The sequence below is a fragment of the Mucilaginibacter sp. GW821-FHT07G05 genome (assembly GCF_059418565.1).
In genome coordinates this window covers 295,593-317,611 of record NZ_JBWKQC010000006.1, presented here as the reverse complement: position 1 = coordinate 317,611, position 22,019 = coordinate 295,593, and the positions used below count along the sequence as shown (strand labels likewise).

General features: G+C 42.9%; 14 protein-coding genes and 1 tRNA gene. 8 read left to right on the top strand and 7 right to left on the bottom strand.

Annotation, left to right across the window (positions count from 1 at the left end; translation table 11 throughout):
* Positions 1–183: 183 nt before the first annotated feature.
* From AC07NA_RS17120 to AC07NA_RS17105, 4 genes are all read right to left on the bottom strand, one after another.
* Positions 184–3,060 carry a ligand-binding sensor domain-containing protein gene (locus tag AC07NA_RS17120; protein ID WP_494898820.1) on the bottom strand — a complete coding sequence of 959 codons (2,877 nt, stop codon included), beginning with the start codon at positions 3,058–3,060 and terminating at the stop codon, positions 184–186.
* A gap of 100 nt (positions 3,061–3,160) precedes the next feature.
* Positions 3,161–4,345, bottom strand: coding sequence for an MFS transporter (locus AC07NA_RS17115; protein WP_494898819.1), 1,185 nt, complete (start codon positions 4,343–4,345; stop codon positions 3,161–3,163).
* Positions 4,346–4,670: 325 nt separating this feature from the next.
* Positions 4,671–5,336 carry a DUF2306 domain-containing protein gene (locus AC07NA_RS17110; RefSeq protein ID WP_494898818.1) on the bottom strand — a complete coding sequence of 222 codons (666 nt, stop codon included), beginning with the start codon at positions 5,334–5,336 and terminating at the stop codon, positions 4,671–4,673.
* A gap of 8 nt (positions 5,337–5,344) precedes the next feature.
* Positions 5,345–6,283, bottom strand: coding sequence for a YARHG domain-containing protein (locus tag AC07NA_RS17105; protein ID WP_494898817.1), 939 nt, complete (start codon positions 6,281–6,283; stop codon positions 5,345–5,347).
* Between the two features lie 193 nt (positions 6,284–6,476).
* Between AC07NA_RS17105 and AC07NA_RS17100 the strand changes: the two genes are divergently transcribed.
* From AC07NA_RS17100 to AC07NA_RS17075, 6 genes are all read left to right on the top strand, one after another.
* Complete coding sequence (locus tag AC07NA_RS17100) at positions 6,477–7,085, top strand: RNA polymerase sigma factor (RefSeq protein WP_494898816.1); 609 nt, start codon at positions 6,477–6,479, stop codon at positions 7,083–7,085.
* 74 nt (positions 7,086–7,159) lie between these two features.
* Positions 7,160–8,110 carry a FecR family protein gene (locus AC07NA_RS17095; RefSeq protein ID WP_494898815.1) on the top strand — a complete coding sequence of 317 codons (951 nt, stop codon included), beginning with the start codon at positions 7,160–7,162 and terminating at the stop codon, positions 8,108–8,110.
* 114 nt (positions 8,111–8,224) lie between these two features.
* Positions 8,225–11,749 carry a SusC/RagA family TonB-linked outer membrane protein gene (locus AC07NA_RS17090; protein ID WP_494898814.1) on the top strand — a complete coding sequence of 1,175 codons (3,525 nt, stop codon included), beginning with the start codon at positions 8,225–8,227 and terminating at the stop codon, positions 11,747–11,749.
* Between the two features lie 35 nt (positions 11,750–11,784).
* Positions 11,785–13,578: a RagB/SusD family nutrient uptake outer membrane protein gene (locus AC07NA_RS17085; RefSeq protein WP_494898813.1), complete on the top strand. Its 1,794-nt coding sequence runs from the start codon at positions 11,785–11,787 to the stop codon at positions 13,576–13,578.
* A gap of 24 nt (positions 13,579–13,602) precedes the next feature.
* Positions 13,603–14,442: an endonuclease/exonuclease/phosphatase family protein gene (locus AC07NA_RS17080; RefSeq protein ID WP_494898812.1), complete on the top strand. Its 840-nt coding sequence runs from the start codon at positions 13,603–13,605 to the stop codon at positions 14,440–14,442.
* 315 nt (positions 14,443–14,757) lie between these two features.
* Complete coding sequence (locus tag AC07NA_RS17075) at positions 14,758–16,239, top strand: SGNH/GDSL hydrolase family protein (RefSeq protein WP_494898811.1); 1,482 nt, start codon at positions 14,758–14,760, stop codon at positions 16,237–16,239.
* Between the two features lie 13 nt (positions 16,240–16,252).
* Here AC07NA_RS17075 and AC07NA_RS17070 read toward each other — a convergent pair whose 3' ends face one another.
* Positions 16,253–17,014 carry a hypothetical protein gene (locus tag AC07NA_RS17070; protein ID WP_494898810.1) on the bottom strand — a complete coding sequence of 254 codons (762 nt, stop codon included), beginning with the start codon at positions 17,012–17,014 and terminating at the stop codon, positions 16,253–16,255.
* 197 nt (positions 17,015–17,211) lie between these two features.
* A tRNA-Ser gene (locus AC07NA_RS17065) sits at positions 17,212–17,299 on the bottom strand.
* 130 nt (positions 17,300–17,429) lie between these two features.
* Between AC07NA_RS17065 and AC07NA_RS17060 the strand changes: the two genes are divergently transcribed.
* Both AC07NA_RS17060 and AC07NA_RS17055 read left to right on the top strand, forming a co-directional pair.
* On the top strand, positions 17,430–18,428 hold the full coding sequence (locus tag AC07NA_RS17060) for a polysaccharide deacetylase family protein (RefSeq protein WP_494898809.1): 999 nt from the start codon (positions 17,430–17,432) through the stop codon (positions 18,426–18,428).
* A gap of 171 nt (positions 18,429–18,599) precedes the next feature.
* The gene (locus AC07NA_RS17055) at positions 18,600–20,615 is read left to right on the top strand and encodes a hypothetical protein (RefSeq protein ID WP_494898808.1); all 2,016 of its coding nucleotides are present in this window, start codon (positions 18,600–18,602) and stop codon (positions 20,613–20,615) included.
* A gap of 83 nt (positions 20,616–20,698) precedes the next feature.
* Here the strand turns inward: AC07NA_RS17055 and ahcY are convergent, their stop codons facing one another.
* Positions 20,699–22,015, bottom strand: a complete 1,317-nt coding sequence (gene ahcY, locus AC07NA_RS17050; RefSeq protein WP_345210952.1) for an adenosylhomocysteinase — start codon at positions 22,013–22,015, stop codon at positions 20,699–20,701.
* Between the last annotated feature and the right edge of the window lie 4 nt (positions 22,016–22,019).

Here is a 22,019-nt window from a genome sequence, read left to right as displayed (position 1 = left end):
ACAATAATAGCCACTCTACATTACTACATCACAGTTAAAATAGTTTCACAATAAGCAACAGGTTGTTTTGTAACTATTTGATAGTTAATATATTGAATTTTACAAAGGCGTACTCAATACACACTCAAATTAATAAGCTGTTAAACATACATTTTTACCGTTATGAGAGGTAATGATGTAGTGTTACAGCTCCATGAGAAACTCCACGAGGTTCTTATCGTGCTCTAAATTGAGCTTTTTACGCAGCCTGTAGCGCCGTATTTCTATACCCCTTAAAGAGATGTTCAATAACGATGCCATTTCTTTACTATTCATGTTCATGCGCAGGTAGGCGCACAGTTTAAGGTCGTTTGGTACAAGGTCGGGATGCTGGGCTTTCAGCTTCTTGAAAAAGTTTTCGTGCGTTTCATTAAAGCTGTTTTCAAACAGTATCCAGTCGCGTTCGTCGTTCATACCGTCGTCAATTACCTTCTGAATTTTGCGCAGCTGGTCTGCCGATAATTTTTTGCCGTTCGAGTCTTTCAGTTCGGCAATTTCATCGTGGATCTTTTGCAGCAGCTCGTTCTTGTAAACAATGTTCATGGCCGAGTTAGCCAGCTCACGGCTTTTGCCTGCCAAATCGGCCTGCAACTGCTCGTTACGGATTTTCACCAGGCGCTGCTCATGGGCGGTGGCTTCCTGTTTTAAAAACTCTTCTTTTTCGTGCTGTAGCTTTTGCTGTAAATGCACCTTGTGTTTATGCAGTTTGTACTTATAGTAACGCTTAACGCCGTAATAAGAAGCTATAATGAGCAACACATAAAACAGGAACGCTATTTTAGTAGCATACCATGGCGGCAAAACGGTAAAAGTTAAAGTGGTTATTTCCGATACCTGGTCGTTCACCTGTGCGCGGACCTGGAATTCGTACTCACCCTGATCGAGATTGGTAAATTCCTTTTGCGCCTGTATGCTCCAGTCCGACCATTGCTTGGAATATCCTTTAAGAAAATACTGGAACTTGATTTTCGATTGCCGGTAATAAGGCAGCGAATAGGTGATGCGGATATTATTTTGCCGGTACGGAATTTCAATATTATCGCGGTTGCGGATGGTGCTCACCCTGTCGGCCACTTTTTCAACCCGGCGTATCAGTACTTTGGGTAGGTAGATGGCTTTGGTAAGCGCGTTGTTATCATCATAAATTACAAAACCATCATCAACACTTATTAAATAAATGGAACTGCTGATACGGCTGATGTTTTCGTAATACTGCACCATGCGGCCATTGAGCACGCTAAAGCTGTTCGAGTCTATCTTTACCTTGCCGGTTACCGAAAAATCGGCCAGTGCCACGCGGCCGTGGTTAATAAACCAGTACTTTTTGCCCGCCGCCGGGATGATCTTGTTTGATGCGGCGTAAGCACCCAGTATTTTATTAAACTGATCGTATTTAAAAAAACGGTCGGTTATATCATCATAAACATAAAAGCCCGAGTTGCTGGAGAACAGTATGCGGTTATCGAAATCAAACACGTTGATGTTATAACTTCCGGGCAGGCCCTGCCGCTGGTCGTAATATTTAATTGATGACGCGCTGCGCCCATCGGCACTAAGGGTTATTTTGTAAATACCTTTATAAGCATGGCTCACCCATATCTGACCCTTGCTGTCGCGTTCCAGGTATTTTGATGGCAGGTTGAAGTCTTTTATCTTATAATCATATACCCAATTGCCGGCAGCATCTTTACGATAAATAACAATACCGTTATAAGTGCCTTGTATAAGTTGGGTGTCGCTTATCTTTTTAATGTTCCAGCCGCCGTTTTCAGATGATATTTTGGTGATGGCATCGCCATCTACCTGAAAAGTGCCGTCGTTATGCCCGCAGAGGAGTTTACCGTCAATAAGTGAAAGATCCCAAACCTGGCCCTGCGTGCCCGGGATCAGCTTAAAATCAAACGACTGAAACAACTGGTTTTTATTGCCCGGCAGCCAGTCACTGTAAAACAAACCCTGGTTGGTACCCAGGTATATTTTATTATTGTTAATGATGCTGGAATACACAGTACCGAATTTGCCGGTTTTATCGAAGTAAAAGTATAGGGGGGAGATCACCTCAATACAGTCGATCCCGTTATCAAGCCCCGCCCAAAGGTTCTGCTCGTTATCTAAATAAAGACTCAAAACGGTATTATTCTGTAACCCGCTCGATTTATTGATATGCTGCACCACGTTGCCCGCCGCGTCGATAATTATAATACCGTTGAGGATAGTGCCGAACGCGAAGTAGTTGCCGGGTATCACTACGCCGTTATTGATCTGGTAGCGTTTTATAAAATCATCGGCCTGTGTTTTCCATGGCGTTATACTGATGCCATCGTACAAGTAGAAGCCGTTTTTGGCGGTCGCTATCAGGTATCGGGTTTTATCGAAAGGGAGTATAGATAATACACCTGTACCTAAAATGTTGCTTCCTTTAATGTAGCTCAGGCTATCGCCTTGTAGCTCGAACAAGCCGGTGCCTACCCTTTCAATAAGGTAACGGTTACCCGCTTTAAACAGGAACAGGTAGGGCTGATTGGTTTTTATGGCGCTTATTTTACCCTTGCTGTAAATGTAGATCACCCCGAAAGATTGAAAGATGATCCTGTCTTTATCTACATAGATCTTCCACACTTCTTCGTTAAGCTGGTACTTTTTGGGGATGAGTTTTACAAGGGATGTATATTTGAACTGCCCGTTACTATCGTTGGCCCAGTACCCAATTTCGCCGAAGGCACCGGTATAGATCTTACCGTGGCCATCTGCCGCTACCGCGCGAACGATGAGGTTGTTGGGTAGGCGGTACAACTGCCAGTTTCGCCCGTCGAAGGAGAGCAAGCCTTCCGAGTTGCCAAAGTACATCATACCGTTGGCATCCTTGGTTTCGGCCCAGTTTTGGTTGCCCGACTGGTAGATGCTTTTGGTGTAATTATGCACGTAAGGCACCCCAATGCTTTTGATATTGGCGGCGTTTATAGTTAGTACATCAATAGCGGATAATAGCAGAAGAAAAAACAGGCGGAATGTTTTTATCATAGGTATACTCAGAAACGTTGCGGATAAATTGGTATACAAAAATAGCGTTAATTAAAGTTAAGTTTAATAACGCTATTTAAAATATAAAAATTACGGATGCTTAAGCAATAAGTTCGCTCTCGCGGATGATCTTTTCTTCGCTTGTGTTTTGAATTTTTATGAATAACAGGGCAAACAGCACACCGATAACAGCCATTATTGCACCCACTACCGATGGCGAATTATAACCCAAACCCGCGGCAATTGGCAAGCCGCCAAAGAAAGCGCCCAGCGCGTTGCCAATGTTGAATGCAGCCTGTGTAACCGCCGCGCCCAGCATTTCGGCACCCTTGGCGGTATTGATCATTAATATTTGAATAGGGGAGGCAAGCGCAATTGATAAAGCCCCGGCAATAAAAGTAAGTGCCAGTGATATTACCTGGCTGCCCGATAAGAAGTAAATGGCAACCAGCGTAATGGCCATTGCTATTAACAATACCGCGCAGGCTTTAACCGGTTCAACTTTGTCGGCCAGTTTACCACCAATTACATTACCGACCACCATACCGAAACCCGCCAGCACCAGTATATACGAAACACTATTAGCAGCGAAATGCGAAACTTCGGTCATCAAAGGGGCTATATAGCTGATCCAGGCGAACAAGCCGCCGGTGCCGATAGCCGTGATCAAAATGATCAACCAGGCATCAACACGTTTAAACAAGCTCATTTCTGATTTGATATTACCACTGCGGCTCACCGGTAATGCAGGTAGCCATATTTTCAGGAAGATTAACGTGATTACCCCGATGAAAGCCACTATACCAAAGGTAAACCTCCACGAATAATGGTGACCAATATAGGTACCCAGCGGCACGGTAAGCAGGTTGGCGATGGTAAGCCCGGCAAACATCATGGATATCGCCTGCGCCTGTTTGCCCTTGTCGGCCAGGCGACTGGCTACTACCGAACCCACGCCAAAGAAAGCGCCATGCGGCAAACCCGCGAACAGGCGGGCTAAAAAAAGCGTTGTATTATTAGGCGCGAATGCCGAAAATGCGTTGAAAACAGTGAAGATCATCATTAACGCCAACAAGATCTTTTTGGGTGCAAAGCTGCTGCTCATTACTACCAGCAAAGGCGCGCCAATTACCACACCCAGCGCGTAGGCCGATATTAAGTGACCTGCAACAGGAATGCTGATATTAAAGTCTTTCGCTATATCGGGCAGCAGACCCATCATTACAAACTCGGTAGTGCCTATACCTAAGCCCCCAAGCAAAAGCGGAAATAAACTCTTTTTCAAACCGGAATAAAATTATGCGGCAATTTCCGCTGTTTATGCTGCAAATTTAAGCATTAAGGCAAGTAAAACACTTAATAAAGTGTCATTTTTACACTAAGTGGATGCGTTTTTAGCGAATAAAATAGAAAATTGGGCTGTGGAGATGGTTTTTGGAAGAGGCTATACCACAAGTCGTGAATTATAGATGAATAGCGGGGCGATAAAGTTCTTTGTGTTTCTCCGAGAAATCTCGGTGTACTTTGTGGTAAAAAACTCCCCGCTCTCTGCGAAAACCTCTGTTTCCTCAGCGGTTAAAAACTTAAACCTGTATGTCGAAGAAGATCGTTTAAGATGAAGCTTGTTTTGGAAGTAATATAAAATAAATAATAAGTTCGGCTATGAGCAGGTTGCCTGTCCAGCCAAGCCAAGCTATTACGCGGTACACATCCATCGGCCTGGGTTGAAATAAAAGTACCAGTCCCCATTTCCATAAACGCAAACTTATTGCCGATAGGGTTAGCGCGTAACTACGGTACATCCATTTTTTATGGGCCGTAAGGTTACCTGTAATAATTGTGCTGAAGCCTTTGTAAGTAAAAAATATCCACAAAATAGCTAACAGGCAAAATGCAACCTGCGCGATTGCGCCGCCATTGCCGTAATAACCCATTATATGCCCGCTTGGCCCGGCAAGGGCGAGGATGCCAAGTACATATACGCGCCCGCTCCATTTGTGCAATGCAGGCAAACGCCACCTTATAGTGCCTGAAAATTGGAATATACCGGCAACTAACACAAATATGCTGCTGTATACATGCGTAAAGAAAGCTGCACGGTAATGCCAAAACCTGGTAACATCATGCTTGATATTTAAAAACGCTGCATTGGTTGTGGCCGGTACATATTGCAGGGTAATGAGCAACATGAGGTAACTAAAAAACAAAAGCGCGGCATACCACACAAGTTTGCCTGTATTTTTAAGGAGCTTATTGTTGCTGTACACCTCGGGCATGTGATTACTTATCTGCCAAAAACGTCGTAGTATTCTTTAGCGTTTTTTTCGTAACGCATTAACAATGCAAGGTTGGCTTTTTCAACTTTGGTAAGCTCGTTTTTCACATCGGCGCTAACGGGTATGTACCAATCCATTTCATCAAAAAATTCTCTTAGTTGCGGATTTTTAAATGTGTAACCATGGCGGGCATATATAGCGTTGCGCAATATAAATATGTCGGCCTTTTTCATGTTGGCTACCTGCTCTTTGGTTAAAGTATCAACAGATGAATTGTATTTGCTAACCTCGTTAGTGGTGCTGAAATAGCTTTCATCATAATAAGTGCCGCCCTCTTCTTCAGAAGCCTCTACCTTTACTTTTTTGCTTTTGGTTTGATCCATATAACGGGCATATTCGCTCAGCTTTATATTTGGATCATATACAAATGCCTTTTTCTGCAACGCGTATTTTCGGCTTGGTACTTTTATTTTACCAAAGGCTTCCCAGTTACCTGTTATGGTAGTATCGCCCTTGTTAATACCAAATTGAAAAGTGCCATCGTATTTATTATCGCCGGGTTCCTTTGCCGTAATAGTAAACATTCCGTTGGGGGTATCAAGCACCCCTGTAAACGGACGATAATTACCGGCCACTACACTATGCCCTTTAACCGAGTCGCCATTTATTTCATCAATAGAAATATTGATCTTATTTGGTGGTAAATATTCATTTTTTTGCTTTACAACGTTATCACCGGGTACAAAATCACCCACCCAATAACCGATCAGATCGCTCTTATCGTTAACTGTTTTGTTTGTATTTGCCATCGGGGTTTTTGCAACAGGCGGTTGGATGGTTGTTGCCGCAGTATCTTTTTCGACCGTATCATTATTCTTAATAGCATTACCGCAGCTTTGTATCGCGGCAGCCAGTATTAAAAGGTTCAGGTATTTAAATGCTTTCATGTACAAGGTTATTTGTGCGATAAATATACAAACTCGTTTCATTCAGCATAATAAAGCCGATTAATTTAGCGAAAGATTCTGTAGCCCTATTTTCAGAAGTAAGTTTTTTACCTCTAATACTTCCTAACTAATTTATAAACTTAATACTCCTTTACTTAACATTCACTTTACTTTGACGGTTTACATTTGCGGCATGCGCAAATGTGATACTTCGCTTACTGATGATGAATTGTTGGAAAGGCTTAAGCAAGATAATACAAATGCTTTTGATGTACTGTATGATCGTTATTGGAAGTCGCTCTTTATAGCAGCCCAAACAAGGGTTGATGATGAGGATACCGCTAAAGACATAGTACAGAACCTGCTGATAAACCTTTGGCAAAAGCGTAATGAGCTGCAAATAAACACCAGTTTAAGACAGTTCCTGTTCGGCGCGGTTAAGCTGAAGGTGTTGCATCACTTCCGGTCGGAAAGCATTAAACAGAGCGCCATTGAGAACGCTTTGGAGCGCATGAGCGAACTCACTTACTCTCCGGAAGGCTTATCTACCTACTTCGATCTCGAAAAGATAGTGAGCGAGGAAGTAGAGGTGATGCCTGCCAATATGAAACAATCCTTTTTATTGCGGAGCGATAGTTATTCGGTGAAGGAAATAGCCGAAAGCCTTAATCTTGCCGAGCAAACCGTATCAAACAATATCACCGAAGCCCTAAAGCGTTTAAAGCGCCGCTTAAAGGTAGAATACCCCGACCGTTATATGCATTGCTTCGCGCTGTTCGTTATCCTGTTTACGAAAAGTTAACGCAAAGTTGATGTAAAATAGAAGTAGTAAAGCGGTTTCTGTGCAACATGTATATGTAAAAAGCACAGAACTGCATGAAGCCACCGCAACTAAAAAAATTAATTGACCGCTACCTTAAAAATAACGTAACCGATAAGGAACGGCAACTGGTTGACGAGTGGTACCAAAGCTACGAGGGCGACAAAAACGCGCTATCTGCCGAAAAAGAAGCCAGGCTGAAGAAAGAGATTTACCGCCATGTGAAAGGGCAGATAGATACGCCGCCTGCAAAAATACGTTGGCTTAATATTACCCGTTATGCCGCTGCCGCGATAACTATATTGCTTATTTCGGTTGGCCTGCTTTTTCGTAAAAAAGCTGCCGAGCACAGCAATAAGGAAGCCTATACCATTATTAAAACAGGTACCGGGCAGGTACGCAAACTGCAATTGCCCGATGGTTCTACCGTGTGGCTGAATGCGATGAGCAGCATCCGCGTGAGCGAAGATTTTGAGAACAAAACTTTCCGCAATATTTATCTTGACGAAGGCGAAGCGTTTTTTGAAGTAAAAAAGAATCCCGCGCGCCCGTTTTTGGTGATCACCCGCAATATTACTACCCGCGTGCTGGGTACATCATTTAATGTTAAGGCCTATAATAAACTCAACAACGCTACCGTAACCGTGCGCACGGGCAGGGTACAGGTAAACGATAAGCAGAGGCAACTGGCCGTTTTGCTGCCCAACCAAAAGATCATCTATTCTATTAAAGACCATACCAGTATTATGGTTACAGGCGATGGCGGTAAAAGCAAGGCCTGGACAGATGGGCAAACCATACTTAACCAGGCCTCATTTAAAGAGCTGGCGCTGGCATTTAAAAGCCTTTACGGCGTACAGTTAACCAGCAAAAACAAACTGACAACATCCTATAAATATAACGTAACCATCAGTTCATCGCACACTGTTGACCAGGCAATGAAAATAATATGCTCGGTGCATCAAAACACTTTCAGGAGGAAGAATAATGAAGTAATTATTTATTAAAATAAAAAAAGCCGGTCTGTAGCAGGCCGGCCGTAGTTGCAAAGCCAATAGATTGAGCCCTATTAGCTTATGCCCTTAGTTTCTCTGTTAAAAATTCACTAAGAACTCAAAAGTATGAAAAAAAACTTACGTCGCTTAAGTAAAGCTATGCGTATCACGTTTATTATTTACACCATAATTATTGCGGGCGCAGGTGTACTTATTGCCGCCCCCACCACCGGACAGATCTTTGATAAGCGCGTTAGCGTTTCCCTCAAAAACGAAACCCTGTTAGGTTCTATCCAAAAGATCCAGCAGGCCGGTAACATTGATTTCGCTTACGATCCGTTGCTGATTGGCCTTACGGATGTGCAGATCAAGAACAGCTCGTTCAGTAACGAGCGTTTAGCTACTATATTGAACAGGCTTTTCGCTGATACCCGAATAGGGTTTAAAGAAGAGGTAAAAGGTACTGTTACCCTATACAAAAAAGCCGAACCGGGTAAAATAGTTGGTAAGGTTTTGGATGAAAAAGGCGAACCGCTTGCGGGCGCTACCGTAACCTTACTTGAATCGGGCAGGGGCACACAAGCCGATATTAACGGCGCGTTTGTTATCACTGCCGATGAAGGCAACTATACCGTAGTGGTAAGCTTTATATCATACGAGGCAAAACGCATCCCGGGTGTTAAAATTAAAGCGGGCGAAACCACGCAGCTAAATACTATTACTATGGTTGCCCAATCGGGTAGCCTGAACGAGGTATTGGTAGTAGGTTACGGTACGCAAAAAAAAGAAAACCTTACCGGCGCGGTTGACCAGGTTACTTCAAGAGTATTGGAAAACCGTTCGCTGCCTAACCTTTCGCAAGGGTTACAAGGTGTGCTGCCTAACTTAAACCTGGTACCTTTGGATGGTAAACCGGTGCAGTCGCCAACGTACAACATCAGGGGGATCACTTCAATAGGCCAAGGCGGTAACGCGCTGGTATTAGTTGATGGTGTTGAAGGCGACCCAAGCCGTATCAACCCTAATGATGTGGCCAGCGTATCGGTACTTAAAGATGCATCTTCGGCCGCTATTTATGGTGCGCGCGGTGCTTTCGGGGTGATATTGATCACTACCAAAAATCCATCTAAAGAAAAAACCAGCGTTAGCTACTCGTTCAATCAGTCAATAAAAAGCCCCACCACCGTGCCCGATTTTGTTAGCGATGGTTATACCTTCGCCAAAATGTTTAACGAAGGCTGGAGCGCATGGAACGATTACTCACAAACCCCGCAAAACATTAACAAAACAGTTAAGTTTTCACCGGCTTACTTAGCCGAACTGGAGAAACACGCTAACGATCCGTCGTTGCCGTCAACTATCGTGAATTCGGCAGGTGAGTATGAGTATTACGGCAATACCGATTGGTATAAGCTGCTGTACAAAGATCACAATAGTGCACGTGAGCACAACCTTTCGGTATCGGGCAATAGCGGTAAAACCGACTTTCTGATCACCGGTCGTTATTTCTCACAGGATGGCTTGTTCCGTTACAACTCCGACGATTATAACATTTACAACTTAAGGGCGAAAGCTTCTATACAAGTATACCCATGGTTGAAGTTATATAACAACGCCGATTATTCAAATATGAAATACCACAACCCGCTAAACGTGGGCGAGGGTGGCAGTGTATGGCGTAACATTGCCGATGAAGGCCACTCTATGGTGCCTATGTTTAACCCCGATGGTACACTTACCTATTCGGCAGCATACTCGGTGGGCGATTATTTTTACGGTAAAAACGGTATCAACTTTGATAACCGCGTGTTCAGAAACACTACAGGTTTCGCGGCCGACTTTTTTGATAACACGTTCAGGGTAAAAGGTGATTTCACTTTCCAGAATACTGATAACAACCAGGACAGGAAACGTGTACCTGTACCATACAGCCGCAAACCGGGAGTTATTGAATACGTAGGTACTAACTACAATGATTTGCAAAACCTAAGTCAGCGTACACAATACGTGGCTACCAATATTTACGGCGAGTACGAGCCTAAGCTGAAAGGCGGCCATTACTTTAAGGCTTTAGGTGGTTTCAACTTTGAGCAATCAACATTTAAAAGGCTGGAAGTTGTACGTAACGGTTTGATATTTGAAGATGCTACCGATATTAACCTTGCCCTTGGCCAATCAATCAGCACCAGCGGTGGTTGGGAGCGGTGGGATATTATGGGTGGTTTCTACCGTTTAAACTACGCTTACAAAGATCGTTATCTTGTTGAGGCCAACGGTCGTTATGATGGTTCATCAAAATTCCCTGCCGATCAGCGTTATGCTTTCTTCCCGTCAATTTCTGCCGGTTGGAAAATTTCTAACGAGCCTTTCTGGAAAGTTTCAAAAGACCTTATTACCAACTTAAAGATCAGGGGATCTTACGGATCGTTAGGTAATGGTAGCATTGGATCGTACGCGTTCCAGGAGAAATTCAATATCTCTAAATCGGGCCGTATATTAAACGGGGTGTTACCTCAAAAAACGAGTCAGCCGGGTGTATTGCCTGATGGCTTAACCTGGGAAACCTCAACTACCCAAAACTTAGGTTTGGATCTGGGTATGCTGGCCAACCGTTTAACAATCACCGGCGACGCGTACATCCGTAATACCAAAGACATGTATACCGTGGGTATGACCGTGCCTGCCGTATTTGGTACCGATGTGCCGAAAGGTAACTACGCCGACCTGAAAACCAAAGGCTGGGAAGTTACCGTAGCCTGGAGGGATAAATTTAAAATGGCCGATAAACCATTTAACTATGGTGTAAGGTTAACCCTGGCCGATTACACTGCCGAGATCACCAAATACAACAACCCTGATAAGAGGTTAAGCGATTATTACGCGGGCCAGAAATTAGGAGAAATATGGGGTTTTGAAACCGCCGGATACTTTACTTCGGCGGCGGATATCGCTAACTCGCCTAAGCAAACGCTTATTAAGGCATCAACCACCGGTCAGCTTTTACCGGGCGATATCAAGTTCAGAGATTTGAATGGCGATGGTGTTATTGACTTTGGCGATCAAACCGTTGATAAACCGGGTGACAGAAGAATTATCGGTAACACAACACCAAGATATACTTATGGTATTGGCGTGGATGGCGATTGGAACAACTTCTTCTTCTCAGCCTTCTTCCAGGGTGTAGCTAAACGCGATTGGTATCCGGGTTCGGAAGCCAGTGTTTTCTGGGGACAGTATAACAGGCCTTACAACAAAGTACCGGTATCACAATTAGGTAATATATGGTCTGAAAGTAACCCTGATGCTTATTTCCCGCGTTACCGTGGGTACGTAGCGCAAAACGGATCGGGCGAGTTAACCCAGGCGCAAACCAAGTATTTGCAAAATGCCGCTTACCTGCGCATGAAAAACGTGCAAATTGGTTACAACCTGCCATTGAGCCTTATTCAACGTGTTAAGTTAACCAACCTGCGTGTATTCTTATCAGGCGAGAATCTGTTAACATGGTCGCCGCTGTACAAAGTTACTAAGGATATCGACCCTGAAAGCATCAACGGATCTGACAGGATACTTACCGACGGTACCAGTGGTAATGGTAACAACTACCCGATACTTAAAAGCGTAACATTAGGTTTAACGGCCACATTTTAATCATTATTAGTACAAACAATTTAAATAGCTTAAATATGTTTTCCCTAAAATCAACATTTATAAGGCCATCAATAATAGTGCTGCTGTTGAGCTTTATTATAGTTAGCTGTAAAAAATTAGACCAAACACCGCAGGATACCGCTACAAATTCGGCAGTATTCGGCAGCGTAAATGGTTTGCAGTTATATGCCAACTCGTTTTATGATATATTACCCGATGCAGGCAGCATGGTACGTGGCGATGCCATGGCCGATTATGCAGCCCGTACCTCAGTACCAGATTTTTTAAGGCCGGGTGCTTTTGGCCCGCGCCAAAGCAGCGGCTGGACCTGGACCGGTTTGCGCAACATCAACTACTTTATTGAAAATTGCAATAACCCTAATATTTCGTTAGAGCAACGCCAGCACTTTATTGGTTTGGCGCGCTTTTTCAGGGCGTGGTTTTACTTTGATAAATTGAAACGTTTTGGCGATGTGCCATGGATAAACAGGACGATGAAGGTTGACGACCCGGCCTTATACAACGGCAGGGACAAGAGAACATTAGTGGTTGACTCCATTATTGCCGACTTGGATTATGCAGGTCTGCACATCAACACAACCGACAATACACGCAGCTTAATTACCAAATTTACCGCTTACGCGTTTAAATCGCGTGTTTGCCTGTTTGAAGGTACGTTCAGAAAGTATCATGACGAGTATGGTTTGCAGTCGTCAGCTGATGGCTTACTTACCCAGGCTGTAGAATCTGCACAAAAGGTAATGACCGATGGCGGCTTTTCATTGAATACCACAGGTGGTACCGACAAATCGTACAGGCAACTGTTCACCAGCCAGGCACCTGTTGCATCTGAGGTGATATTGGCAGCCGTGGTTGACCCAGCGCTGGGTATCTTTAACGATTCTAACTGGTACTGGACAAGCGCTACCTATGGCGATAGGCTGAGTTTTATCCGCACGTTTGTAAATACCTACCTTAATATTGATGGTACACCGTTTACTGATAAGCCGGGTTATAAAACCATGCCATTCGCGCAGGAAGTAAAAGGCCGGGATATGCGTTTACAGCAAACCATCCGTATGGGTAACTATACCCGTTTAAACGGTGGTACGCAGCAAATTGCCCCGCCGGTATTTTCTTACACTTATACCGGTTATCAGCCTATAAAATTAACACAGGATGATGCCTCAATGGATGGTGGTAGCCGCAATACCAACTCTATTCCGGTGATGCGTTATGCTGAGGTATTATTAAACTATGCCGAAGCTAAGGCCGAACTGAATACCCTTACCGATGGCGACTGGAACCAAACCATTGGCGCCCTACGCAGAAGAGCGGGCATAACCGGCAACACCAGCAACAAACCAACCGTTGCCGATCAGTATCTGAAAACCAATTATTTCCCTGCCATAGCTGATCCTACTTTATTAGAGATCAGACGCGAGCGCGGCATTGAACTGGCTTTTGAAGGCTTAAGGTTTAACGATATTGTTAGATGGAAACGCGGCGAGCTAATGGATCAAACCTGGAACGGCTTTTACGTACCTGCACTGGATGTTCCGCTTGATTTAAATGAGGATGGTGTTGCTGATGTATGTTTTTACACTACATTGCCTGCCAACCAGGTTGCCGGCGTAACATACATAAGCGTTGCCGAAACGCTAACAGGTGGTACTGCAAACCCGCAAAGATTGAGCAGTGCTAATGAGCTTACCTGGTTAACAACCGTACAGCGCAAATGGGATGATAAGTTTTATCTTTACCCGATACCTGAAACCGACAGGTTACAAAACCCTAAACTGGGCCAAAATCCGGGGTGGGGGTTATAATTATAACCGATAATACTTACATCTATGAAAATAAAACATCATTTGTTTACAGCATTGTTTATGCTGGTTTGCCTGCAAGGCTGGGCGCAACACCTTATAGTGGGTACGTTTAACCTGCGTTATGATAACCAGGGCGATACGGGCAACCTTTGGGTGAACCGTGCCCCGGTAGCGGCAGCGCTCATCCGTTTTCACCAGTTTGATGTTTTTGGTACGCAGGAAGGTTGGAAGAACCAGCTGGACGATATCAACAACGCGCTGCCCGAATATCAGCATTATGGCTTAGGCCGCGATGACGGTAAGGACGGTGGTGAGCATTCAGCTATCTTTTTCAGAAAAGAGCGTTTCGAACTGCTTAAAAAAGGCGATTTCTGGTTATCGGAAACTCCGGATAAACCGGGTTTAGGTTGGGATGCTACCTGCTGTAACCGCATCTGCTCGTGGGTGTACCTGCTGGATAAGCAAAGCAAAAAGAAGTTCTATTTCTTTAACGCGCACTTTGATCACCAGGGTGAAATTGCCCGCGAAGAAAGCGGCAAGCTGATCCTGAAAAAGATCAAAGAAATTGCAGGCAAAGAAAAGGCCTTCTTCACCGGCGACCTGAATGGCGATCATAACAGCACGTGGTACCAGCGTTTGGCTACTTCAAATTATTTGGTTGATACTTATAGCCAGGCAGCTCATCCGTATGTGTTCAGCGCTTCGTTCAATTCATTTGGTAAGGCCCTGGATAAAGATGGCATCATTGACCATATTTTTACCACAGGTAAAGTGAATGTAAAAAGATGGGGTGTGCTAACCGACAGTTATCGCGGTAAATATCCTTCAGATCATTTCCCGGTACTGGCCGAGGTTGAACTGTAAATTTTAATTGATGATTTAAATATCAAGGCTGTTTCCTGAAAGGGAAGCAGCCTTTTTTATTATGGTTACGGCAAAAGATGTCTTTAGGCAATCGTATAATTAACTTACCCGGTCTACGCTTCGCTGAACCTGCCCTCTCTGGCTTTGCCGCAAAGAGGAGATAATAAACATAAATAAGAGGGGGCTTCCGTATCCCAATCAAAACTTGTCTTAAGCCCTCTCCATTGGAGAGGGTTGGGTGAGGCTATACAGCTTATCCCAAACTCGCTTTATTTTACAATTTGCTAAATCGATATCTCATTTAAATTTATATATTTGTTTGTAACCAGTTATGCCGCGTTGGCGGATATTATTAAACCAGATCAAACCCACATTCAAATGCCTGTGATCAACAAATTAAAAGAGAAACTTACTTTACGCGTTTGCGCTGTAATAGTGCTGCTTGTTTCGTTTACAGCTATTGCTAAAGCTCAAACGGTAGCCCCATTTAAAAACGGCGACCGGGTGGCATTTGTTGGTAACAGCATTACCGATGGCGGGCACTACCATTCTTATATATGGCTTTATTACATGACGCGCTTCCCCGATATGAGGGTTACCTTTTTTAATGCCGGCATAGGCGGCGATATTGCCAAGCAGATTGCCCGCCGGTTTGATGACGACGTGCTCAACCGCAACCCAACGGTGGTTACTGTTACCTGGGGGATGAACGATACCGGTTACATGGAATGGTTTGCTGATAATGCGCAGGAAACTTTCAGAAAACGCCTTGATACTTCTATAAAATACTACCATATTATTGAAGACAAGCTAAAGCGACTGCCGAATGTAAAAAAAGTACTTGTGGCCTCATCGCCTTATGATGAAACCACTACTTCGGCACCCAATAATTTATATAAAGGCAAAAGCGCGGCGCTGTTGCAGATAGCCGAGTTTCAGGAAGCGGCGGCTAAAAAGAACCAATGGGGATTCATCGATCTTAACCGCCCCATGACGGCTATTAACAAACAAGGCCAGGCAACCGACCCTGCTTTCAGCCTTACACCTAACGACCGTATCCACCCCGATAACGATGGACACATGGTAATGGCTTACCTCATATTAAAAGCGCAGGGACTGGCCAATAAATCCGTTGCCAATGTGCAGATTGAGGCAGGCAGCCAAAAAGTAGTTAAAGCCGAGAATGCGGTAGTGAATAAGCTAAGCCGCACGACAAATGGAATTACCTTCAATTACCTCGCAAGAGCCCTGCCTTATCCGCTTGATACCGTGGTGCGGGGCTGGGGCAATCACCGCAGGCAGGCCGACGCGCTGAAGGTGATTCCGTTCATCAAAGAATTTAACCAGGAGGTGCTCGCAGTAAAGGGGCTTGCGAACGGCAAATACAGCCTGCAAATTGACGGGCAGGTGATAGGTAGCTGGTCGGCAGATGATTTGGCAAAGGGCATAAACCTTGCCGAACAAACGAATACACCGCAGTACCAGCAGGCATTGCAGGTGATGGCCTTAAACGAAGAACGCTGGGAAATAGAGCGCCGTTTCCGCAACCATGCCTTTATTGAGTTCAATGTACTTTTCGACCGTGGTTTGTACAATGCAGATAACGCCGTGGCGATGGATACCGTAAACGCCGTAGCCAAAAGGGAAATATTTGTAGCAGGCAATAAATCAACCTACCTTACATCACAATACAAAAGCGTACGTCAGGCCTGGCAAATGGAAATGGACCTGTTGCTTACGCAGATATACAAGTTGAATAAGCCGGTGTTGCGGCAGGTGAGTTTAACAAGATTGTAGGGTCGGTGAGGAATTACAAAGTTCCGCCATTGCCGGGTACAACATTGGTTACAAGTCGCATAAAGCCGTTTTTAAGTCTGTACTGTTTCGCGTCTATATCAAAAAGGTTCACTTCAAATTTTGCCTCTATTGCGTATATGTTATCTTTCAATTGCTCAATTTTGGTGATCTCAAAGGTTGAGTTGTTCTGAATGTCGTTCTTCAAATCAGACCGGATCAATATGGAAAATCCCGGAATGTCGGTGCTTAACGACTTATTAATATCTGCGCCGGCTAAATTTATTGAAATGCCTTCCAGTGTGTTTTCCTTGTCCAAATCGACAGCAAAAGATTGTTTTCCTAATTTAAAAACTTCAAGATTACTCTTCGGGAACAACAAGTGTATACCGCCTTGCAATGCCTTATCTGCAAATTTCTTTGTAAAGTCGATTGAGAACGTATTTGCGGCCTGCCTCGAAAGGACTTTATAAATAACGGAATAAAGGGTAGAATCCTGAACGCCATACCAGTAATAGCCACCCGTTTCATAAGCCAGCTTTCCGCCATTAATAACTGTAGCGGAACGTTTGATGTTTATAGACCGATTGCCTATACCATAAGAGTATTTATCATCGAAGCTATATTGCTTGTCATTAATGGAGAAGGAAATGCTATCCCGGTAGTTGATCACCTTTTCCGGAACGGGATCGGCAATAGTTTCGTGATTGTCTTTTTTGCAAGAAAATAAAAATAGCAGGACTATAATTAATGCGGCGTAACGGTTTAAGTTTTTCATTCTGCAGCAAAAGTAAATACAATTAAGCAGTTGCCAAAATGGATTGATGGAAAGTGGAATAATAGAAATCTTGGATATTTCGTTGCCAGGACTTCTTTATTAAGGTTCAAGAAGACAAGCGACTAAAGCAGACGAAGCCCTCCTACGCAGACTACTGGTGGATTTCATCCGCCGAAGCCCGCTTCGGCCAGCAAAGGCGGAGAGGGAGGGATTCGAACCCTCGATACACTTTTGGCGTATACACACTTTCCAGGCGTGCTCTTTCGACCACTCAGACACCTCTCCGTATTTTTTGTGCGATTGCAAAAGTAAGATAATTTAAATAACAGTAAAGTGTTAACTTTCATCTGTCAATAAATAACCCTTTACTATTGTATCGAGCTGCCAAACCGTGTATACTTGATAGCTTATTGAAATGAAACGAACCTTAAACCAGCTACTGTTAACTCTTATTTGTTTTTTATGGCTTGCTGTTGTGCCGCCGGCTAAGGGGCAAACAGTGTATAGAGCCATTAGTAATTACCGTGTTTATTACGGTTGGGCTAAGTACTTTCAGCAGGACTGGATAGTGCTGCGTAGCTTTGAAAGCGAAGGGAAAAGTTATTTCCTGCTGGTAGAGCCTTCCACGTTAGAAACTAAGGTGAACGAAGCCTCGTTGTATCGGGTTACACCGATGCCATTAACACAACTGCGCAAGATATTTAACAGTACGCCTTATGCAAAGGCTTTAAACAAGGCCGAACAGCAGTCGGTTAATATACAGGATGCCGGGATTGAAAGCGGTATGCCTAAAGAGGCCGGGGTTAGCCTTACGGCAGATCTTTGTCCGTCGCATCGCCCGCTGGACCGACGAATATTTACCGACATATTCAACGAATTTAAAGGTATAGAACAACCCGTACCTGTGGCACTATCCGTAACTGGTATCTGGATGAACAAGCATCAGCAGGACTTGCAATGGCTTAAACAAATGCAGCAAAATGGCGAGATCCATATCACCTGGATCAACCACTCTTATAATCATCGGGTAAGCAGCACGTTGCCGTTAAAGCAAAATTTTCTGCTGGAAGCCGGTACCGATATTAATTATGAAGTATTGGAAACCGAAAAGGCCATGTTGCAGAACGGCTTGTTACCATCAGCTTTTTTCCGTTTCCCGGGTTTGGTATCTGATCAGCAACTGGTGATGCAAATTACCGGGTTCGGGTTGATCCCCGTAGGTACCGATGCCTGGCTGGCCAAAGGACAGCAACCGCATGCAGGCAGCATTGTACTGATACATGGCAACGGTAACGAGCCCGTAGGCGTGAACGATTTTATCAACCTGCTGAAACAAAACAAGCAATTGGCCGCAAAACGGCAATGGCTGCTATACGATCTCCGCGAAAGCGTTGACGATGAATTTAAGAACTAACGTTTTATAATTGTTTTTCTCTTCTATTTGTTAAGATAAAATATTATTAATTAAAATACTTATTTTTCTTTGTGCGCTGTTTTTTAGGTAGTTAAAAAATAATATTGTTATTTTTTAACTAAATATGTGGTTATTATTAATATTTTTAAGCCAACCCTTATCAATAATAATATGAAACCTGCTATCACAACTTTCGCTGCTATACCTAACAGCAGCTTTTTTCAAAAAACTAATTTTTGTCTTGGTAACTTAATTACTCTAACAAGAATATCCGGGGTTATTGGTAAACTCCACTATTGCGCATATGTTTTTCTATTAGTAGTACTTCCTGTATGTGTATTTGCGCAAGTACCTTCCCAAAGGGTTTTAGGCACCTTTGTTTACAATAACAAAATTTATAACTATGAATTTATCAAACTGGATATTAATAATTATTCATTTGATATTAGTACAACGAATTCAGGCGAAGCAGAGGAGGCTGCTATAGATTCTGCTAAGTCATTAAAAGATAGCAGTGATTTGAACACCGGCTTGTTAGAGGATGACACGGAAGGTAGTAAAGCTATAAAATCATCACAAATAAATTTCTCTGAATTTAATAAAGATACATTTGTTGCAGGTTTTGAGCAGCAAATGAACAATAGGCATAAGGTTAAGATAACCGACTCATTGAGAGATACCGGAGTAGAATTGTTTTTCTATATTAAAACAAACTTAGAGTTTTTAGATGATGAACCTGTTACTGCAAACCTGATATTAAAAAAAGATTCTATCAATAGTTTTCTTATCGATAATTCGTCGCCCTATTATAATTCCATCTTAAGCAAAATAAAAGTTAGACTTTATGTTACCAAAGTAGATGTGGAAACTGAAGATGGCGCTATTAAGAATGTGATTGTTCACTTAATATACCCATGGGAGGTAAAAAAAGACGTTAGGTCGCCCCGCAGGGTATTTGAATATAAAAATTCGTATCCTATCAGTATTTCAGGTAAGCATGATCCTGAACGGTTTTCAAATGTTGCCTTGTATTGTTTTGATTGCGGAGGGATAAAAGGACTAAGCCGGTATATAAATTTATCTGATCTTTTATTTTTTGATATCAATTTAGAAAACGATAAAGAAGATTATAGTCCATCAAACAGAACCTTTACTTTAACACCGCAAAAGCCTATAGTGCAGGTGAAAAAGGAAAGACGGTCAAAGATACTTGACATTGCCGCGTTTAGCGATTTTGTAGGTTTAGATCAGGAACAACCTAACGGACTTGTACAAATAGAGGTTAAACGAAAGGTAAATATAAATACAACATACAAGCCATTCTTTAAACGTTCAACCCAAGATCTCGCATCTAAATATGATCTTACTAAGTATGACTTTATCAGGTATGTTGATCCGAAAAACATAGCGGATGCAAATAAAGAAAAATCTACCAAATATAATGTCATCAGAAAAGATAGTATTTATTTTAACAATACCTTGGTGCCCAATAGGGTTAAAGTAATTGATAGTTTAAAAAAAGCAGCTAAATCAGGATATACACTTAAGCCTATAATTGTAACTACTGAAACAATACCTTATAAAAGATACCGGTCAGGGTATTATAATTTTTTCAGTTCAATTGAACCCAAGTTGCTGTTTTCAAAAATAGATGGCAATAACCGCTTCCTAATTTTAGATAGCAACCAGTCTGTCATCAAAAGAGTAAATCCTCTTAAACAGTTCCAGCATCAATTGGTATCGGCCGGGTTTACACTTAACATTCTTAAGTTTAATTACCCTCAAAAAAAGCTGACATGGAATGTGCTTGACCTCGGCGCTTTTTGGTATAGAACGAGAGTGCAAAATATTAAAGACACTGCTACCAATAATTCTATTGCTATCAATAATGGTTATCTTTCACTTGCCACATTAGTAACCTTTCGTCCGGATGGTCGTTGGGGGCTAAATTTTGGTGCTGCATATATCAAACAGCAATCTTTTAATGACGATTATAGATTTGATATAAACAAAGGATTGGTACAGGCTAATTTTGATGCCTACATTAAAACTAATGATGATTCTAAGGTGTTTTTTAGATACCGGTGGATATTTAACGAACATAACTTTAATCAAAATTTTACACAGCTTCAAATCGGTTATGCGTTAAATATTTTTAATAGCAGTCCTACTAAAAAAACGCAGTAACACAACTAATAATTACCCCATAAAAAAAAGGGACGTGATATCAACCACGTCCCTTTTTTGAATTTTGAATTTTAACTTTTGAATTAGTACCTGTAATACTCCGGTTTAAACGGACCTTCAACCGTTACGCCAATGTATTCTGCCTGGTCCTGGTCTAAAACTTCCAGTTCAACACCAATTTTGGCAAGGTGTAAACGGGCAACTTTTTCGTCAAGGTGTTTAGGCAGGGTGTATACTTTGTTTTCGTAAGCGGCACCGTTGGTCCAAAGCTCTAATTGAGCTAATGTTTGGTTGGTGAATGAGTTACTCATTACAAAACTTGGGTGGCCTGTAGCGCAACCTAAGTTAACCAAACGACCTTCGGCAAGTACAATTACATCGCTGCCATCAATGGTATATTTATCAACCTGTGGTTTAATTTCAATTTTGGTATTGCCATAAGCGCCGTTTAACCAGGCCATGTCAATTTCGTTATCAAAGTGACCGATGTTACAAACGATAGCTTTGTCTTTCAAGGCACGGAAATGCTCTTCGCGAACTATATTTTTGTTACCGGTAGCAGTTACCACAATATCAGCCTCAGCGATAGCGGTACCTAATTTTTTTACCTCGAAGCCTTCCATAGCTGCCTGTAATGCGCAAATAGGGTCAATTTCGGTAACAATAACACGTACACCAGAGTTGCGTAATGAGTCGGCAGAACCTTTACCCACATCACCATAACCACAAACAACGGCAACTTTACCGGCCATCATTACATCGGTAGCACGACGGATAGCGTCAACTAACGATTCGCGGCAGCCGTATTTGTTATCGAATTTTGATTTGGTAACCGAATCGTTAACGTTAATAGCCGGCATTGGCAGTGTACCTGCTTTCATACGCTCATATAAACGGTGTACACCGGTAGTGGTTTCTTCCGAAAGGCCTTTAATATCGGCAATCAATTCAGGGAATTTATCCAATACCATGTTGGTTAAATCGCCACCATCATCCAATATCATGTTCAATGGTTTGCGCTCTTCACCAAAGAAAAGCGTTTGCTCAATACACCAGTCAAATTCTTCGGCGTTCATACCTTTCCAGGCGTAAACCGAAGTACCGGCAGCAGCGATAGCGGCAGCGGCATGATCTTGTGTGGAGAATATATTACATGACGACCAGGTAACTTCGGCACCCAGCTCTATCAATGTTTCAATTAAAACAGCGGTTTGAATGGTCATGTGCAGGCAGCCTGCTATACGTGCGCCACTAAGTGGTTTAGTTGGACCATACTCTTTACGCAGGGCCATTAAACCCGGCATTTCAGCTTCAGCAAGTTCTATTTCTTTACGACCCCACTCGGCCAGCGAAAAGTCTTTCACTTTGTATTTTACGTAGGCAGTTTCTACTGATGACATATTT

What these genes read in the sequence shown, in the direction of transcription:
- AC07NA_RS17090 (WP_494898814.1), top strand. Translation starts at nt 8,225, where the DNA reads ATGAAAAAAAACTTACGTCGCTTAAGTAAAGCTATGCGTATCACGTTT.
- AC07NA_RS17095 (WP_494898815.1), top strand. Translation starts at nt 7,160, where the DNA reads ATGAAGCCACCGCAACTAAAAAAATTAATTGACCGCTACCTTAAAAAT.
- AC07NA_RS17105 (WP_494898817.1), bottom strand. Translation starts at nt 6,283, where the DNA reads ATGAAAGCATTTAAATACCTGAACCTTTTAATACTGGCTGCCGCGATA.
- AC07NA_RS17085 (WP_494898813.1), top strand. Translation starts at nt 11,785, where the DNA reads ATGTTTTCCCTAAAATCAACATTTATAAGGCCATCAATAATAGTGCTG.
- AC07NA_RS17120 (WP_494898820.1), bottom strand. Translation starts at nt 3,060, where the DNA reads ATGATAAAAACATTCCGCCTGTTTTTTCTTCTGCTATTATCCGCTATT.
- AC07NA_RS17055 (WP_494898808.1), top strand. Translation starts at nt 18,600, where the DNA reads ATGAAACCTGCTATCACAACTTTCGCTGCTATACCTAACAGCAGCTTT.
- AC07NA_RS17080 (WP_494898812.1), top strand. Translation starts at nt 13,603, where the DNA reads ATGAAAATAAAACATCATTTGTTTACAGCATTGTTTATGCTGGTTTGC.
- AC07NA_RS17060 (WP_494898809.1), top strand. Translation starts at nt 17,430, where the DNA reads ATGAAACGAACCTTAAACCAGCTACTGTTAACTCTTATTTGTTTTTTA.
- AC07NA_RS17110 (WP_494898818.1), bottom strand. Translation starts at nt 5,336, where the DNA reads ATGCCCGAGGTGTACAGCAACAATAAGCTCCTTAAAAATACAGGCAAA.
- AC07NA_RS17070 (WP_494898810.1), bottom strand. Translation starts at nt 17,014, where the DNA reads ATGAAAAACTTAAACCGTTACGCCGCATTAATTATAGTCCTGCTATTT.
- AC07NA_RS17100 (WP_494898816.1), top strand. Translation starts at nt 6,477, where the DNA reads ATGCGCAAATGTGATACTTCGCTTACTGATGATGAATTGTTGGAAAGG.
- ahcY (WP_345210952.1), bottom strand. Translation starts at nt 22,015, where the DNA reads ATGTCATCAGTAGAAACTGCCTACGTAAAATACAAAGTGAAAGACTTT.